At 34.4% G+C, this 16,464-nt stretch carries 13 protein-coding genes; 8 read left to right on the top strand and 5 right to left on the bottom strand.

Going from position 1 to position 16,464, the window contains the following annotated elements; translation table 11 throughout:
- The first annotated feature begins 102 nt into the window (after positions 1-102).
- From R9X47_RS13620 to R9X47_RS13600, 5 genes are all read left to right on the top strand, one after another.
- The gene (locus tag R9X47_RS13620) at positions 103-1,137 is read left to right on the top strand and encodes a sugar ABC transporter substrate-binding protein (protein WP_432667412.1); all 1,035 of its coding nucleotides are present in this window, start codon (positions 103-105) and stop codon (positions 1,135-1,137) included.
- Between the two features lie 211 nt (positions 1,138-1,348).
- Positions 1,349-2,851: a sugar ABC transporter ATP-binding protein gene (locus R9X47_RS13615; RefSeq protein ID WP_432667411.1), complete on the top strand. Its 1,503-nt coding sequence runs from the start codon at positions 1,349-1,351 to the stop codon at positions 2,849-2,851.
- Positions 2,842-3,819 carry an ABC transporter permease gene (locus R9X47_RS13610; protein ID WP_432667410.1) on the top strand — a complete coding sequence of 326 codons (978 nt, stop codon included), beginning with the start codon at positions 2,842-2,844 and terminating at the stop codon, positions 3,817-3,819. Before R9X47_RS13615 ends, R9X47_RS13610 begins: the two co-directional genes overlap by 10 nt.
- 43 nt (positions 3,820-3,862) lie before the next feature.
- Positions 3,863-4,792, top strand: a complete 930-nt coding sequence (locus R9X47_RS13605; RefSeq protein ID WP_432667409.1) for a sugar phosphate isomerase/epimerase family protein — start codon at positions 3,863-3,865, stop codon at positions 4,790-4,792.
- 17 nt (positions 4,793-4,809) lie between these two features.
- Positions 4,810-5,844 carry a Gfo/Idh/MocA family protein gene (locus R9X47_RS13600; RefSeq protein WP_432667408.1) on the top strand — a complete coding sequence of 345 codons (1,035 nt, stop codon included), beginning with the start codon at positions 4,810-4,812 and terminating at the stop codon, positions 5,842-5,844.
- A 191-nt stretch (positions 5,845-6,035) separates the two neighbouring features.
- Here the strand turns inward: R9X47_RS13600 and R9X47_RS13595 are convergent, their stop codons facing one another.
- The 3 genes from R9X47_RS13595 to R9X47_RS13585 all read right to left on the bottom strand — a co-directional run bounded on the left by R9X47_RS13595 (position 6,036) and on the right by R9X47_RS13585 (position 8,725).
- Entirely contained in the window at positions 6,036-6,890 is an 855-nt protein-coding gene (locus R9X47_RS13595) for a SagB/ThcOx family dehydrogenase (protein ID WP_432667407.1), read from the bottom strand.
- A gap of 243 nt (positions 6,891-7,133) precedes the next feature.
- The gene (locus tag R9X47_RS13590; protein WP_432667406.1) at positions 7,134-8,420 is read right to left on the bottom strand and encodes an MFS transporter; all 1,287 of its coding nucleotides are present in this window, start codon (positions 8,418-8,420) and stop codon (positions 7,134-7,136) included.
- Positions 8,421-8,500: 80 nt separating this feature from the next.
- Positions 8,501-8,725: a DUF2164 domain-containing protein gene (locus R9X47_RS13585; RefSeq protein ID WP_432667405.1), complete on the bottom strand. Its 225-nt coding sequence runs from the start codon at positions 8,723-8,725 to the stop codon at positions 8,501-8,503.
- A 235-nt stretch (positions 8,726-8,960) separates the two neighbouring features.
- On the opposite strand from R9X47_RS13585, the gene R9X47_RS13580 reads away from it, so the two are divergent.
- Positions 8,961-9,860 (top strand): alpha/beta hydrolase family protein, encoded by a 900-nt coding sequence (locus tag R9X47_RS13580; RefSeq protein WP_432667404.1) that lies wholly within the window; start codon positions 8,961-8,963, stop codon positions 9,858-9,860.
- An 82-nt stretch (positions 9,861-9,942) separates the two neighbouring features.
- On the opposite strand, the gene R9X47_RS13575 is transcribed toward R9X47_RS13580, so the two are convergent.
- Positions 9,943-10,770: a protein-glutamine gamma-glutamyltransferase gene (locus R9X47_RS13575; RefSeq protein ID WP_432667403.1), complete on the bottom strand. Its 828-nt coding sequence runs from the start codon at positions 10,768-10,770 to the stop codon at positions 9,943-9,945.
- Entirely contained in the window at positions 10,770-11,762 is a 993-nt protein-coding gene (locus tag R9X47_RS13570) for a hypothetical protein (protein ID WP_432667402.1), read from the bottom strand. The genes R9X47_RS13575 and R9X47_RS13570 overlap by 1 nt, the downstream gene beginning before the upstream one ends.
- 366 nt (positions 11,763-12,128) lie before the next feature.
- Between R9X47_RS13570 and R9X47_RS13565 the strand changes: the two genes are divergently transcribed.
- Together R9X47_RS13565 and R9X47_RS13560 are read left to right on the top strand one after the other, a co-directional pair.
- Positions 12,129-12,779: a class I SAM-dependent methyltransferase gene (locus R9X47_RS13565; RefSeq protein WP_432667401.1), complete on the top strand. Its 651-nt coding sequence runs from the start codon at positions 12,129-12,131 to the stop codon at positions 12,777-12,779.
- Between the two features lie 340 nt (positions 12,780-13,119).
- Positions 13,120-16,416 carry an efflux RND transporter permease subunit gene (locus R9X47_RS13560; protein WP_432667400.1) on the top strand — a complete coding sequence of 1,099 codons (3,297 nt, stop codon included), beginning with the start codon at positions 13,120-13,122 and terminating at the stop codon, positions 16,414-16,416.
- The last annotated feature ends 48 nt before the right edge of the window (positions 16,417-16,464 follow it).

Raw genomic sequence — 16,464 nt, 5'->3', positions numbered from 1 at the left:
AAGAGATTCCAAGTTCAAGGCGCGCTGAAACTGGAGATTATTAATAGCCTAAGGGGATTTATAATACTCTTGTAATAAAACAAAGGTGTGGAGGGGAATTTAATGAGAAAATTAGTAGTGCTAATATTATCGGTGGCATTAGTATTTTCGCTAGCAGGATGTGGGGGAGAACAGCCAGCGGCGGATACTAGCAGTAAAGGTGAAGCTACTAAGGTTTTAGGGGTAGTAATGCCTAATGCGACCCATGGCTTCCTAGGTGAAAGTATTAAACATGCGGAAGCTGCAACAAAACTGTATGCAGAGAAGTATGGATTTGAGTACAAGTTTTTGACTTCGGCTGAAGCCTCAGAGCAAAATAATCAATTAGATACTTTAATCAATGAAAAGGTTGATTGTATTGTACTATGGCCTCATAATGGTGATGAATTGAGATCTGGAGCTCAAAATGTTATGGATGCAGGAATTCCTCTTGTAGTGTATGACAGGCTAATTACTGACTTCAAACCGACAATGGAAGTAATGGGTGATAATTTCACAATCGGAGAAGAGACTGGGAAGTATTTGAATGAATACTTTGCTGACGAGTTATCAAAGGGAAAGGTGAACATATTAGAGTTTAAAGGCGATAACTCAACTGTGCCACAACAACGTTCCGATGGTTTTAGTAAGACTGCTGATAAAAATATAGTGGTAGTTCAACAATTTAGTACAGGATGGCAAAGGGCTAAGGCACAAGAACAAATGGAAACATTCTTAACAACAAGTAGTGTGGAGGAAATTGAGGATATAAAAGCAGTTTTTACCCATGATGATGAGGTTGTATTGGGAGTATTAGATGCAATAACAAGCTATAATGGTCCTGCAAAGCTTGATATTAAACTAGCTACAGGTGTTGGTGGACGTAGAGAAAACTTAGATACTTTCAAATCCTATAAAGAAGAATATGGTATTGACCAAGTTACATACCTTTTCTCTCCTACTATGGTAAGGGATGCCGTTGAATATGGCGCGAAGATAATCAAGGGTGAGGAATTTTCAGGATTATACTTAATTGATACCCTTGAAATTGATCTTAAAAATGAGCAAGAATTTAGAAAGTCTGAAATCTATAAAATTAGATACGAGAGTGGTTTATAGGATATCGAAAAGGGGGGCTCAGAATGGCGAATTTCTGCGTTATTTGAAATATTCACCGACTTGGCACGTACGTCAGTACTAGCCAAACCGTTGAAATTTCAAAACCTTGAACTTCACTCATTCTGAAACACCCCGGGGCTGTACTCATAAGAAATCCTTATGAGACAGCCCCAACTATTTAATATTATTAATTTAGGAAGGAAGCCGAAATATGTTATTGCATATGGAGAATATAGTAAAAAAGTTCGGTCCCATCACAGCACTTAATAATGTCTCTCTAGAAGTTGAAAAGTCAGAGATACATGGCCTTATGGGAGAGAATGGTGCTGGAAAGTCAACCTTGATGAATATCTTGGCCGGTGCAATACAGCCTACCTCTGGAGAAATATATTTCGATGAAGAGATTGTAAATAACATGACAACAGTAAAGGCAACTTCTATGGGAATAAGGTTTATTCATCAGGAGCTTAATGTTGTAAATGATTTAAAGGTATTCGAAAACCTATTTTTAGGAGAGGAATTAGTAACTAAGTTTGGGATGCTCGATAAAAAAACTATGATTGAAAAATCAATAGAGGTATTTAAAAGAATGCAAATTGATATTGATCCATTGGAAGAGGTTGGAGAACTGGATACATCAAGAAAGCAGTTAGTTGAAATTGCAAAATCCCTACTATTTAAATCCAGATTAATTATTATGGATGAACCTACTACGGCCCTTACAAATAAAGAAATTGAAAATCTATTTAAGATAATGAGAAAGCTTAAGGAGGAAGGCGTGAGTTTTATTTATATTTCCCATAAGATGCCTGAAATCTTTGAAATATGTGATAAATATACTGTTTTGAGGGATGGAAGATTCATTGAAACGGGGGATTTAAAGGATATAAATGAAGAGAAGGCTACGGAGCTTTTAGTTGGTAGAAGTATCACCAGTGAGATAAGGGTAGAACAAAGAACATCTGAGGATGTGGTTTTAGAGGTTGATGAACTATGCTGTGAGCCATTTTTCTCTGACATAAGCTTTAAGCTACACAAGGGCGAAGTTATAGCCATCACAGGACTCCACGGCGATGGAAGAGGAGAGCTGTCGGAGGTATTATTTGGAGCCCGGAAAAGTACAGGTGGAAAAGTGGTACTCAACAATAAAGAGTTAAACCTCTCAAATATCAAGAATGTTATGAAACAAGGAGTTGGAATGGTTCCACGTAATAGGAAGGAAAGATCTATTATAAAGGATATGAGCATAAAGGATAATTTATCAATAGCCCATTTTGCGACTGGACATGGGAAATTTTTCATAGATAAAAGTGAAGAATTAAATAGGTTTAACAAAAACCAAAGAATCACAGGTATAAAAGTAGGGAGTCCAGATGATTTGATTACATCCTTAAGTGGTGGAAATCAGCAAAAAGTTATAATTGCTCGTTGGCTGGAGATAGATGCTGAGGTGTATATTTTAGATAACCCGACCCAAGGAATTGATGTAGGTGCGAAGTTTGAGATTTATAAACTAATTAACAAATTAGCCAAAGAGGGAAAAAGTATTATTATATTCAGTGCTGAATTTCCTGAAATACATAAGGTTGCCAATAGGTGTTTTGTAATGTACAAGGGAAGGGTCAATGCAGAATTAAGTAGAGATAAGTTATCAGAAGTAAATGTGATGTACTATGCAACAGGATCTAATTTGGAGGGGTTGAAATGTGTATAGAGAATCTGAAGAAGGGTAGAGGACGAGTAAGATTTAAACGAATATATGCAGAATATACTTATATATTTTCATTTATTGGTCTTGTAATTATTGCAGCTATAACTAACGATAATTTTTTGACTTATTCAAATTTATCTACTTTAATTATGCAGTCAGCAATTAAAGGAATCATAGCCCTAGGAATGACATTAGTTATAATCTCAGGACAAATTGATCTTTCTGTAGGATCAACTACTGCTCTAGTTGCCGGTTTAGGAGTAGTAGTACTCAATAGCACTCAAAGTATTTTGCTGATGCTTTTGTTCTGCATTATATTTGGAACGGCACTAGGTATGATTAATGGTCTTTTAATTACTAAGGGTAAGATAGCAGCATTTATTGTAACCCTAGCAACAATGAGCGCATATCGATCTATTATTGTCCAACTAGGTCAAGGAGGGCCATTTAATGTGAGCAGTGAGATGTATAAAAAATTTAGAATTATTGCTGTTGGAAATATTTTAAAAATACCTAATCTAGCAATAATCTTTATCCTTATTACAGCTACAGTAGCAATAATTATGAGTAAAACCAAGTTCGGAAGATACGTATATGCCGTTGGTTCCAATGAAAATGCCGCTAGGCTTACGGGAATAAATATAGATAAAATAAAAATCATGTGCTTTTCAATCACTGGATTGCTGACAGGTATCTCAGCTTTCCTGTTATCTTCTAGACTTACATCGATAACCGCACCTAATGCTGGGATGTCCTTTGAACTCGATGCCATTGCAGCAGTTGCCATTGGCGGCACGGCCATGAGTGGTGGTAGAGGAAAGATCCTTGGGACCTTCCTAGGAATAATTATGCTTCAAATGATAGAAGGAATATTAATTGCTGCTAAGATTCCTCCATTCTTAACAGGGTTAGTTAAAGGGATAATAATTATTTTAGCAGTATTACTTCAAAGAAAAAAGGACAGTAAGTAATAGTCCGATTTCAACAGAAATTTTAAGGGGGTTGTTTGGAGATATGAAACTTGGATTCTTAACTGGAGCCCTAGGGAATATGTCCCTATGGGATAAAATTGATTGGGCAAAGGAAAATGGGTTTGACTGTATCGAAGTTTCCTGTTGGCCAAGGATTAATACAAGGGATTACTCAGCATGTGATATAGATGTTGATAATTTTGATGAAAGGTACGCCACTGAAATACTAGATTATATCAATGAAAGAGATATTTCTATATCATCACTAGCCTACTATGATAATAATCTTCATGAGGATATAGAAATTAGAGAAAGATACATTAATCATCTAAAAAAGGTTATAGATGCTGCTTCAATGCTAAGGGTTGAATTAGTGGGAACCTTTATCGGTAGAAATAGTCAGCTTAGCATAGAAGATAACTTTCTACTGTTTAAAGAAGTTTTTAAAGATATATTAGACTATGCAGCAGATCGGAATGTGAAAATTATGATTGAAAACTGTCCTATGCCCTGTTGGGATAGGGATGGCTTAGCTGGTACAATCTCATATTCTCCAGAATTATGGAAGGAGATGTTCGCCGTTCTTCCAAATAATAACTTTGGACTTAACTTTGACCCATCTCATTTAGTATGGTTGCAGGTTGACTATATTAGAGCGCTTAAAGAGTTTAAAGATAGGATTTTTCACATACATGCAAAGGATACTAAATTAATAGAGCAAGATATCGGATATTACAGTATTTATGGAAAGAAGCTTGGAAAGAGGGACCCTTTTGACATCGGATGGGTTGAAGCTAAATTACCGGGAGCAGGGGATGTAAAGTGGAAAGAGTTTTTCAATACTCTAGATGAGATTGGATATGACGGGGTAATTAGTATTGAGCACGAAGATTTAGAATATGAAGGAACAGAGAAAAAGCTTAAGGAAGGTATCTTATTAGGAAAGAAAAACCTCGATAAATTTATGAAATAATAAATAGGAGTGATAATATGACTGTTAGAGTTGGAATAATCGGATGTGGGTCAATTGCACGGTTTAGGCATGGGCCGGAGTATAGTGCAAATCCTAATGTTGAAATCGCTGGTTTTTACGATCCTAATAGGCATAGGGCAGAGGCCTTAGCTAAAATATATGGTGGTAAGGTATATGACGATTATATGGATCTAATAAATGATAAAAGTATAGATGCAATTAGTGATTGCTCAACCAATGAAATGCATCATGTTATATCATCGGCAGCTTTACAAAATGATAAAAATGTATTATGCGAGAAACCAATGGCAACAACCGTTGAAAATGCAGAAAAAATCCTAGAGGCTAAAAAGAATTCTAAGGGTATTTTGATGATAGGCCATAATCAAAGGTTAACTTCTGCCCATATGAAGGTTAAGGAGCTAATAAATAGCGGAGAACTAGGAAAGGTCTTGACCTTTAGCACGGTTTTTGGTCATAAAGGACCGGAGTATTGGGGGACTGATAAGAGTAAAAATACCTGGTTTTTCAATAAAAATAGATCGGTACTTGGTGTTGCAGGAGATCTAGGTATACATAAGGTTGATTTACTGAGATTTCTATTGGATGATGAAATTGTTCAGGTAAGTGCAATGGAAGGTAGTTTAGATAAAAAGGATCCAGAAGGAAATCCTATTTCGGTGGCAGATAATATGGTGTGCCTACTTAAAACTGAAAAGGGAAGCTTCGGAACAGCAGCCTTTAGCTGGTCATATTATGGAGATGAAGACAATAGCACCGTTATATATTGCGAAAAAGGAATTATCAAGATATATGCAGATAAGGACTTCCAGATTGTTGTTAATAAATTTGGTGAGGAGATAATCAACTACAAATTAGAAGCAATTCAGTCTAACGATAATCAAACATCTACAGGAATAATTGATGAGTTTGTAGACAGCATTATCGAAAAGAGACAGCCGATTATTACAGGTGAAGATGGTATTAGAGCTCTACAGATAATAGAGGCAGCGGTAGAATCTGCAAGGACTGGTAAGGTTATTACTTTATAAAATATATATCATCTAAACCCTAAAGGATGTATAAAATAATTAATTTAATAACAATCCTCTCTTATTATAAAGCAGTTATCTGATTTCCGATAGATAGCTGCTTTTGTAATAAAGAGGAACCCCTGTCCATGAAGTAACTCTGGAAGGGGTATTCTTATATCTCTACAGAATCTTTTTATATTTAATTAAGCTTATTTGTAAAAATCGGGGTTCTCTCGAACATCGGGATATCTATCAAGCCAATTTTTCTCTTCCGGTATAACATGGCCAACCGATGCACATAAAACTGTAAATTCATCTTTTCCATCGACATTTATAAGTTCATCGGCTTTGTTTTGATAATAACCACCAATAGCACAACATCCGCAGCCCAAAGCTTCTGATGCTAAATAGAGCTGATGGGATATGTGGCCTAAATCAAGCAGCATACCTTTATGTGAAGTTTCTTCGTATATCCACTCACCACGGTATGGGAGGCATGCCCAGAAGAAAACCACTCCTGCCTTGGCAGTATAACTCTGATTTTGACTAGGATTAGTAAATACATCGGATACCTTTTCTGGGAGGTTTTCTACGTTTTTTAAGAGAGCAAGTTGATGTGTTAAAGGTAAGTATCTCCATATACCATTTTCAATTCCTGACACGTTATTAATAGCGAGATAAGTTTCATATGAATTTACACAACCACCAACTGCCAGTGGGCGTAGATAGTTTCTACCTGAGCCGTCCCTGAGATACTTCCGATAACCACCAATTATCTTTTTTACACTCTGAGTACACCATAGCAAGAAAGCTAATTCAAATAAAGACATTGGAGTTTCTGAATATTTGCGTCTGCTTATTCTGGTTGATATGCATTCAAAATAATCAGCCTTTGGTGCATTTTCTGAATGGATCTCTGGTAAATCAATAATTACTGAGTCTTCTCGTATGGCCTTCTGAAATGGTGGTTGGGGAAATCCATTTGCAATATCGGCTGTAGCCTTCCGGTCAACATCGCCAATTTTAGATTTCATAAACTCTCGATTGGTAGAATAAAGATTCATTCTGTTACCCCTCTCTCATATTGTAGTATAATATTACTTTAAAGGAATATTATGTAAAGAACAAGACTGTTTTTTTTACTGAGCAAATGATATAATATAGTTATAAGGTAGTTTTATTTTTCTAAAGAGACATATTTTAGACAAATAAAAACAGGTCAGAAATGACCTGTTTTTATTATATATATATTTCAATTTAAGGAGGAATTGCCTAAGAATAAGTATAAAATTCAAATCTTGTATATTTTATTCCTTTATATCATAATTAATTAAATCTCTAACAGGTTTTACAAATGCTAAAATAGTAAATAACGTTAAAATTATTACATTCCCAAGGGCGATTATTATATCTATTGAAATAAATTCAGCTAAGATACCACCGGTGGCCATTCCAAGGGGAATCAGCGACGAGGATAATGTTCTTCTAAAACCGAAAACCTTTCCCCTCATATCTGTAGGTACTGCAGCCTGTAGACTAGATTGAAGTATAGAGTTTAGCAAAGCTACAGAGAAACCATTAATAAATAGCAACAGCACGATGATAGGAAAGTTTGGAATAAAGGGAAGTGGACCCATGACAAGGGTACTGATAATGCCACCACAAATAAAAAGTCGTGACTTTTTCATTTTTTTAAGATCAATAATTGAAAGTATTAGGAATCCAGCAAACATTCCACCTAGAGAAAAGCCCATTGCGACTCCGTATTTCTCAGGTCCAAGGTATTCCTTTACATTAAAAAGAGGAAGAAGTAAAGTTATCCCCATGAGTGCAAAAAAATTCAAAAATGCAATTGTAATATAAAGGTATTTTAGTCCAGTAAAATTCCTAACATAATTAAATCCAGATTTTAGATCATCTATAAAATTTATATCCTTGATATCCCTTTGGTTATTGGGGATTTTAATGAAAATTTCAGTACATGCAGAAAAAATATAACTTATGCCATTTATTAAAAACATAAGAGGTGCACCTAAGTGTAGGTATAAAAATCCTCCAGCAGTCTTTCCAACTATGCTTGTACCTGTGGTAACCATAGAAATCGATGAGTTAGCCTTAACTAGTTTATCACCTGGAACTATATCGGGTATAGATGATTGTACAGCAGGATTGAAGAAAGAGCCGCAGACACCTAATATGATTCCTCCAACTAATACCATCCAGATTTCAATAAAGTTCATTAGTGCAGCAATACCAACAAAGGTTATAGCAATACCCCTAACAATATCAGCGATGATGAGTATTGTTTTACGATTGTGTCTATCAACATAGGTTCCTGCAATAGGAGATAAAAATACCCGAGGAATAACTGCTGCTGCCATTAAAATTCCCATTAACCCTGTTGAACCGGTTTTTGCTAGTATCCAAAATCCTAATGCAATGTCATAGACAGAATCTCCAAAGGCAGATACCAATTGTCCTTGCCAAAGGAGAAAAAAATTTAAATTCCATAGCTTGTTTGAATCTGTATCTTTGCTTGAGTTTTTATTTTCTCGCGTATTACTGTTAGATTCTGTGTTGAGGTTAGTACTCATCTTACCTCTCCTTTAAGTTTATAAGAATATTTGAGCTTTTGGACAACTCCAAACTATTATACTACTATTTTAAATTTGGATTAGATCATATAAGCATACATGTCATCAACTTTTTCACTCATATATCTTTGCATATCGGAGATTGCTTGATTATATATTTGTGGTCCCACCTTATCTATTATGAAATCAAGAATCAACTCTGCCTGTAGGTCTCCAATCTGCTCATCCCTCTCAGAATCAAAGTACTTCTTGATTTCTTCTACTGCATTTTTCTTATGCTCTTTAGAAAGCTCAATCTTGTTCATACCCCTACCTCCAATTTAATTATTTAACTTTAAACTATCTAATATTATAATTATTATCAATGTGATTGTCAAAAATTTCTAGAACGAATGTTCTTGTGTTCTCTTATCAGCAAATATGGATATAGAATAGACCTATAGAATTTTAGATCGTGTAAATATATGCTAAATAAAAGGAATTTTTGGAAAAACAAAGAATAAACATTAAGGATATGAAAAACTATTAGGAGGGTGTATTATGAAAAACAAATTTTTAATATTTTTACTAAGTACATTATTAATCTCAACTATGATCATGGGATGTTCAACCGCAGACAAAGCTAGTCAAGAAAAAGCTAATGAATTCAATGATATGAGGCAAAATTATAAAACTAAATTAATAACAGAAGGGCCTTCTCCAATGAAAAGCAGAGAGTTAACTCTTGCGGATAATGCTTCTGAAATAACATTTAAATCAGGAGATTTGTCATTAAAGGCATGGATTTCTAAGAACCATGAAGCAGATAAAAAATATCCAGCTGTAGTTTACTTGCATGGAGGCTTTGGATTTACTGAGAAGAATTGGGAAGAAGCTCAGAGCTATATTGATGAAGGATTTATCCTAATGACTCCGATGCTAAGAGGGGAGAATGGAAATCAAGGAAATTATGAATTATTATATGGAGAGGTAAATGATTTAATTGCCGCTGCTGAGTATCTATCAGAGCAACCATATGTAGACTCTGATCATATATTTCTTGCAGGACACAGTTTAGGCGGAGGAAATGCAGTTCTTGCTTCAATGCTTCCATCTAAATATAATACGGTTGCAACCTTTGGAGCCGCTCCATTAGACTTAAAGGCTGAGTTAGATGCTAATGAAAAATTGAAGGGTATAATTCCATTTGATATAAATGAGTCGAAGGAATTTGAACTAAGGACACCTGTGAAATATCCACAATATGTGAATAAGCCTCTACATATGTTTGTTGAAACTGAAAGTCACTTACCAGAAATAGAAAACGTGACTAAATTATTCATAGAAAAAGTAAAGGAAAATGGAAAAGAAGCGAAATACTATTCAGTTGAAGGGGACCATTTTAGTGCTGTAGGTGAAGCAATCAAGAGAAGTATTGAAGTATTTAAAGGCAAGTTATAGTATATAAGTAAAAGGTCATGATTTTAGGCTTTGTCACCTAATAACATGACCTTGATTTTATATTATTAATCGATATAAAAACTTAGCAAAATACTGCTGCAACTCTATTATCATATCTTCGAGGAATTCTATAGTTAGAAAAAGCTATTCTTGTATTAAATTTGATATATCTATTAGCTAGGTATTTGAAGTTTGGACGCGTTGCTGAGTCTAATAAATGGGCAGATGTAGTAGAGCCTTCGATTCTATAATCGTTTAATGCTTCAATGATTTCTTCGGCAGTTTCTATACCGATTCCATGACCGTAATAGGTTCCATCACCTAAATCAATGACATTCTCTCCTTGCCATTCGGGAGTCAATGGATCTACATCTGGATTTTTAAAGTACCTACAATCTCCAGGCAAATAGTCATCTAGATTTTCATAATAACCGATGTCAAGATCTCTATCGATATAATGCCAGTTCATTAAATGTATATTTGGAAACATCTTATTGAAAAGCTCCTCGGGGTATATGTCCACAAGGGCTTTATAGAAAACTATAACCATTGCGGTGGCACATTCGGTACCATATAATGAGCTGTTGATATAGATATCCTTAATGCCAGCAGAGGGTTTTACTCCTTCCTTCAATAAGAAACCTCCCTCATCCGTGCGATTCCAATACTCGGGATTACACATGGACTTTCGAAAAATTCTAAAGGAAAAGTTGCTTGCATTAAGCTCTCTTGAAGCACTTATAATGTGTGAACGCATATTAAGTTCAAATTTTAGCTGTTCAATTGAATTATATTCATAAACCTCTTCGCTTGAAGATAATATATTTATGATTTCAACCTCAATACTATTTGGTGGATATTCACTAATAATACTATTGGGATCAATTCTTTCACCGGATATCTTAATCATTATTCTCCCCCCGTCATAGACTTAGCCATTTTTATTTGCTCGGAAATCGGATATTTCATCCATCTATCCCAACGGTCAATGTTTTCTTGATGCATTTTAAATGAAACGTTTGAGAGTAATATTTTGGTATCAAGGTCAAGATTTTTAAACTCATCTAATAGATTCTTTTCCCTTTGTGATAACGAAATTAAGGTTTCGCCAGTATCAACGGACACAAATTTACAGAGATATTTTGCTTCTAGAACTATTACATAGAGCGTTGGTCGACTTTTTTGCTGAAGACTTTGGCCTGTGAAATGTAAAAATAAACTATTTTCTTCAATCCAATTAAGAAAGGCTATATATTTTTTTTGATTATTCAAATCACTAGTTTTTTCTAAACCCGGTATAAAACTCAGAAGCTTACTAGCTAGCTGAACATCCTTTTTTTCTGTAGATAGCAGTTTATTTGCAATCATAACTAAGCTGTTTGGATTCCTAGATTCAAAGAAAGCCCAAACTAAGTCATGGATAAGATAATCATTTCTATTTCTTTTGAAAATCATATCTACTACAGCCGGTAATATCTTCTGTTCTTTATACAATTTTGATAGAAGTATTGCAGTCATATCCAAAATCTCATCAAAATCATTACTGAGGCCATCATCAAGAAATCCTGTTTCAAATACCCATTTGAGCATAGAATATACTATTTGAGCATAGTCTGAGGATATATTTTTTGATACCCAAGTCCTTCTTTCTCCTTCCAATATTTCATCAATAAATTCCAATGCGATCTTATTTCTGAGGTTTAGATTATCCATGAGTTCCGGTTCTTTTAATTCAGACTTTAGAACAAATAGGGATGTAAAATTCAGGTTATTATCATTGATTAGGTTTATGGCTTCCTTAGTATTTTCTTTGGCTAATTTATTAAAATAGCTTTTTAAATTATCGTTTCCTTCTCTAAGTCTTACTTTATCTAAGGTGTTTGGGGTGGGTAAACTGCTCATATATAAATCTCCTTCCTAATAGATACATAGGCGATAAAATTAAAATTTGAAATTATCTTAAAAAAGGCTATACTATATAATATTGCTGATACAGATTTTGTGCTTTAAAAATTTGCTTTTTTTCAAAAAAAATATATGATATAGGAAAACATAGAAAATTATTATAATTTCCCTCAGATTGTTAACGAAGTTAACAAGATGATAGGCTGCCACGAAAGTCGAAGTTCGAGGCGTGCTGAACCGAAGAGACCGCAGCGTATACAGACATACGTAAGGGTTCTTTGGTGAAGCAACAACGAAGAAATTTGGGTTTCGGGGCAGCCTCAGAGAAAATTACTATAATTTCTGTTAAGAAAGGAAAAAGCCATGGATAATGTAGCCTGTAAAATATGCAATAGTGAAACAAAGGTAATAGAAGATCAACAATTTAACCTGAACTATTATTGGTGTACCAATTGTGAATTTATTTTTATAGATGAAAATCATATTATTTCGGGAAAAGATGAATTAAAAGAATATGTTAAACATGAAAATTCCTTTGAGAATGAGGGATATGTTAATATGTTTAAAAGGTTTATTGAGACAAGCATCGGGCCTTATAAAACGAATATAAGGAATGTCTTGGAATTTGGATGTGGTCCAGGACCGGTATTGGCAAAGCTACTTAAGAATGAAGGATTTGAAGTGGATATGTACGATCCATACTTTGCTCCTGAAAGGGTTTTTGAAAATAAGGAATATGACCTGATAACTTCAACTGAGGTTTTTGAACATTTCAAAGATCCAATGGATAATATAAGACTCTTAAAAGAACATCTTAATGATAACGGATTGTTAGCAATTATGACTCTATTTCATCCAAAAGATGAAGAAAAATTCAAGAATTGGTGGTATAGACGGGATGTGACACATATTTCATTTTACACTCCTGAGACCTTTAGATATATAGCCGATGAACTTGAGATGAAGGTTTTAAAAATTGATAATAGAAACATCTGTGTTTTACAAAATAGCTAGGAATATTTGTAGAAACTAGATCATATTTGATCTGGTTTCTTTTTTTTTCAAAAACTTTAGGCAGGTTTTAACCAATTAAACCAAGTCAGAACTATGTAATTTACTCAATTAAGCAAATTGCATAATTACAATCCTAAAAAACTTACTACTATATATAGTTTTAAATTCCCCAGAGCTATACCCTATTTATTATGCAATTGTGCCAAGTCAGAATTATGCCATTTCCTCAATTAATAAATATTTCATTCTTACTTAATAAAAAATTAATAAATGCTTTCAATTTATTTAATTTCCATATTTTATTATATACCTACAATGAAATAGAGGATGGTGATGAAGGTTGAACAAGGATCCTAAGAATATATTAGGGAAAATATCAGAATTTTTTATTGAAAGATACAGAGCGGTTTATTTAATTATTGCAGCGATAATCCTTTTAGGATTACAATCCTATATTACATTACCAAGGGAAGAAATGCCAGAAATAACAATGCCCTTTGTAATGGTTACTACAAGCTATATTGGAGCTGCACCACAGGAGATTGAAAGTCAGATTACCGATGAAATAGAGGCGAAGATTAAGGATGTAGATGACATTGAATCAATTACATCCACATCCAGTAATGGACGATCAAGTGTAACTGTTGAATTCGCAATTGGTACTGATATAGATGACAAGGTTAATGAAATTACGAACAAGATATCAGAAATTCAAAATAATTTACCACAGGATAGCGATGCACCAATAGTTTCAGGTTTTAACACTAGTGACAGGGCGATCATGACCTTAAACATTAGTGGTGAACAAGATTTAATTACACTTAAGAATGTAGCAGAAGATATTCAAGACGAGATTGAGAAGATAGAAGGTATTAGTGAAGTTAATATGGTAGGTGGAGTTGATCGAGAGATTAACATATATGTAGAAACCTCTAAACTGGCTGCATACAATGTCTCTATCGATGACATAAGAAATGCCATTGGAGGTTCAAATGTTACTGCTCCTGGTGGAGATATTGAACTCGATGATATGCAGTTTAATATCCGTACTGTTGGAGAATTTACTGAGGTTAAGGAAATTGAAGAAACTATTATTTCTGTTCAAAATGGGACACCTATTTATCTAAAGGATGTTGCTCGAGTTGAAGATACATACGAGGAGATAACATCGTATTCTGAAAGGTATGAAAAAGGGGTTTCGGAAGAGGGAATCTTTACCCGTACTATAACCCTATCTATCACAAGGGATAGCGGGGCCGATATAGTAGGATTAAGTAATGAAATTAAGCAATTATTGAAAGACGGTGAAGGGAAATTATATCCTGATGATGTTGATGTGGCTATAAGTGGAGATACAGCAGTAGAAGTCGATGAAAGTCTTAATGACGTTGTGGGTAATGCGATATCGGGACTTCTTATCGTTATCATTGTTCTATTCCTATTTATAGGGTTTAGAGAATCTCTTATTGTAGCATTTGTTATTCCACTCACACTGCTTACTAGTTTTGTATTGTTACAATATAACGGAATGACATTTAACACCATGTCACTTGTTGCCTTAATCTTAGCACTAGGGATGCTTGTTGATAACGCTATTGTAATTATGGAAAATATAGATAGCTATAGAGATAAAGGCATAGATGTATTTAATGCTTCCAAGATGGCTACAAACCAAGTTGCACCGGCCGTATTTGCATCAACACTTACCACTATGGCAGCATTCTATCCAATGGCTTTAACATCGGGGATAATGGGAGAGTTTTTAAAGGTTATACCACTTACGGTAATGTTTGCTATAGGTACGTCCTTTGTAGTATCCCTTGTTATTACTCCAGCTTTATGTTCAAGATATTTAAGTAAGCATAAGGCTAAGATAAATGAAAATAAGGGTAAACTTGAATTAGTCAGAAAGATTGCATCTGTAGTCTTTGTATTTGCACTATCTTTATATGCATTTGCTGATGATGGAACAATAGGTTTATTATCAATTGTAACGTCTATAATTTTTGCTGGTGCAATGTATATAAAACAATTTAAAACTTCTAATACAGGCCACGGAGAGTCTAAAATTGTAAAAAAATATGTGGGTATGTTAGATACAATATTAAAGAGTAGACTTAGAAGAGTTAGTATTGTTGCGATTGCAGGTGTTGTATTCTTAGCGAGTTTATCAACTATTCCTTTAGGTCTTTTAAAAATAGAACTGTTTCCTTCTACTGACAGTACAACCTTTGACGTATCGGTGGAACTTCCAGCAGGGTATCTAGTAGAAGATACGGGAGAGATTGTTACACAGGTTGAAGATGTATTACTGGAATATCCAGAAGTTGTTACTATCGTAAGTAAAGTAGGAAGCACAGGTGGAGGTTTCTTAAGAGGTGGTGGCGATAAACAAAATGAAGCCAAGATTTCAGTAGATTTAGTGCCCGATGAAGAAAGAGAAAGAAGTAGTAATGAAATCGTTGACAGCTTAAGAAAAGATTTGAAACAGATTGCAGGAGCTGATATAACTGTCGAGCAGCAAAGAATGGGACCATCTGGAGGTAAACCTATTAGTATTAAGCTAAAGGGTGAAAGCTTTGAAAGTCTCGAGACGGTAGCTAATGATTTTGAAGCAATGTTAAAGGAAATTGATGGAGTAACAGAAGCAAGCACTACTATAGGCGACGGACCACCGGAGCTCAAGGTTGTAGTGGATAAGGAAAAAGCCAGCTTGTTAGGAGTAAATGTCAATACAGTGTCTTCTGAAATAAGAAAGGCTGTTCAAGGTATAACGGTTTCTAAGTTTAAAGAAAACCAAGATGAAATAGATATAATAGTTAGAACAACTGAAGAACAAATTAAAACTATTAGTGATTTTGAAAAAATATACTTTACATCTAATAAAGGTGAGAAGATATCATTTTCTCAAGTAGCATCCTTAGTTGAAACAAAGGGTTCTCTCTCTATTGAACATGAGGATCTTGATAGAATTGTTAAAGTAGAATCTAATGTAACTGAAGGAACCAATACTTCCGGAGTAGTAAGGCAATTTAGATCAAAGGTAGAGAACTATCCTTTACCGGAGGATGTTGAGGTTTCATATGGTGGAGAGCAACAGGATATTACTGAATCCTTTACAGATATGTTTATGAATATGGGGATAGCTGTTTTATTAGTATTTATTATACTAGCCGTTCAGTTTAACTCATTATCTCAGCCTCTGGTTATATTATTCTCAGTACCTCTAGCTACAATAGGGGCCTTTACGGGATTAATTATTACAAGAAATAGTTTTGGACTATTTGCATTTATGGGAATTGTTTCCCTAGTAGGTATAGCCGTAAATGATGCCATAGTGCTGGTAGATTATATAAACTATCTAAGAAAACGTGGATATGGAATGATTGAGGCTATAAAAGAAGGTGGTAAATCTAGATTTGCTCCTGTATTTGCCACATCAATAACAACTATCGGTGGAATACTTCCGTTAGCTTTAAAAAATCCAGACTATGCTCAATTAGGGTTTGCACTGATATTTGGATTAGTGGCGTCTACTGTTTTGACTCTTATATTTATTCCAATACTATATTCACTTGTAGAAGGACTTAAGAATAAGGTTCAAAGAAGAATACCGATATTTAAGGATAGAAAATAGTAAGATATTAAAATTAAATGGATGATAGATATTAAGAGTTAATAGCAG

Origin of the sequence: Wukongibacter baidiensis, assembly GCF_050888315.1 — a bacterium.
Lineage (GTDB): Bacteria > Bacillota > Clostridia > Peptostreptococcales > Caminicellaceae > Wukongibacter > Wukongibacter baidiensis.
Note: the sequence above shows the minus strand (reverse complement) of the source record. Positions and strands in the feature narration are given on the sequence as shown.

Coding starts and splice junctions, on each gene's coding strand:
- R9X47_RS13570 (WP_432667402.1), bottom strand. CDS start 11,762: ATGAGCAGTTTACCCACCCCAAACACCTTAGATAAAGTAAGACTTAGA.
- R9X47_RS13615 (WP_432667411.1), top strand. CDS start 1,349: ATGTTATTGCATATGGAGAATATAGTAAAAAAGTTCGGTCCCATCACA.
- R9X47_RS13580 (WP_432667404.1), top strand. CDS start 8,961: ATGAAAAACAAATTTTTAATATTTTTACTAAGTACATTATTAATCTCA.
- R9X47_RS13590 (WP_432667406.1), bottom strand. CDS start 8,420: ATGAGTACTAACCTCAACACAGAATCTAACAGTAATACGCGAGAAAAT.
- R9X47_RS13620 (WP_432667412.1), top strand. CDS start 103: ATGAGAAAATTAGTAGTGCTAATATTATCGGTGGCATTAGTATTTTCG.
- R9X47_RS13565 (WP_432667401.1), top strand. CDS start 12,129: ATGGATAATGTAGCCTGTAAAATATGCAATAGTGAAACAAAGGTAATA.
- R9X47_RS13600 (WP_432667408.1), top strand. CDS start 4,810: ATGACTGTTAGAGTTGGAATAATCGGATGTGGGTCAATTGCACGGTTT.
- R9X47_RS13575 (WP_432667403.1), bottom strand. CDS start 10,770: ATGATTAAGATATCCGGTGAAAGAATTGATCCCAATAGTATTATTAGT.
- R9X47_RS13585 (WP_432667405.1), bottom strand. CDS start 8,725: ATGAACAAGATTGAGCTTTCTAAAGAGCATAAGAAAAATGCAGTAGAA.
- R9X47_RS13610 (WP_432667410.1), top strand. CDS start 2,842: ATGTGTATAGAGAATCTGAAGAAGGGTAGAGGACGAGTAAGATTTAAA.
- R9X47_RS13605 (WP_432667409.1), top strand. CDS start 3,863: ATGAAACTTGGATTCTTAACTGGAGCCCTAGGGAATATGTCCCTATGG.
- R9X47_RS13595 (WP_432667407.1), bottom strand. CDS start 6,890: ATGAATCTTTATTCTACCAATCGAGAGTTTATGAAATCTAAAATTGGC.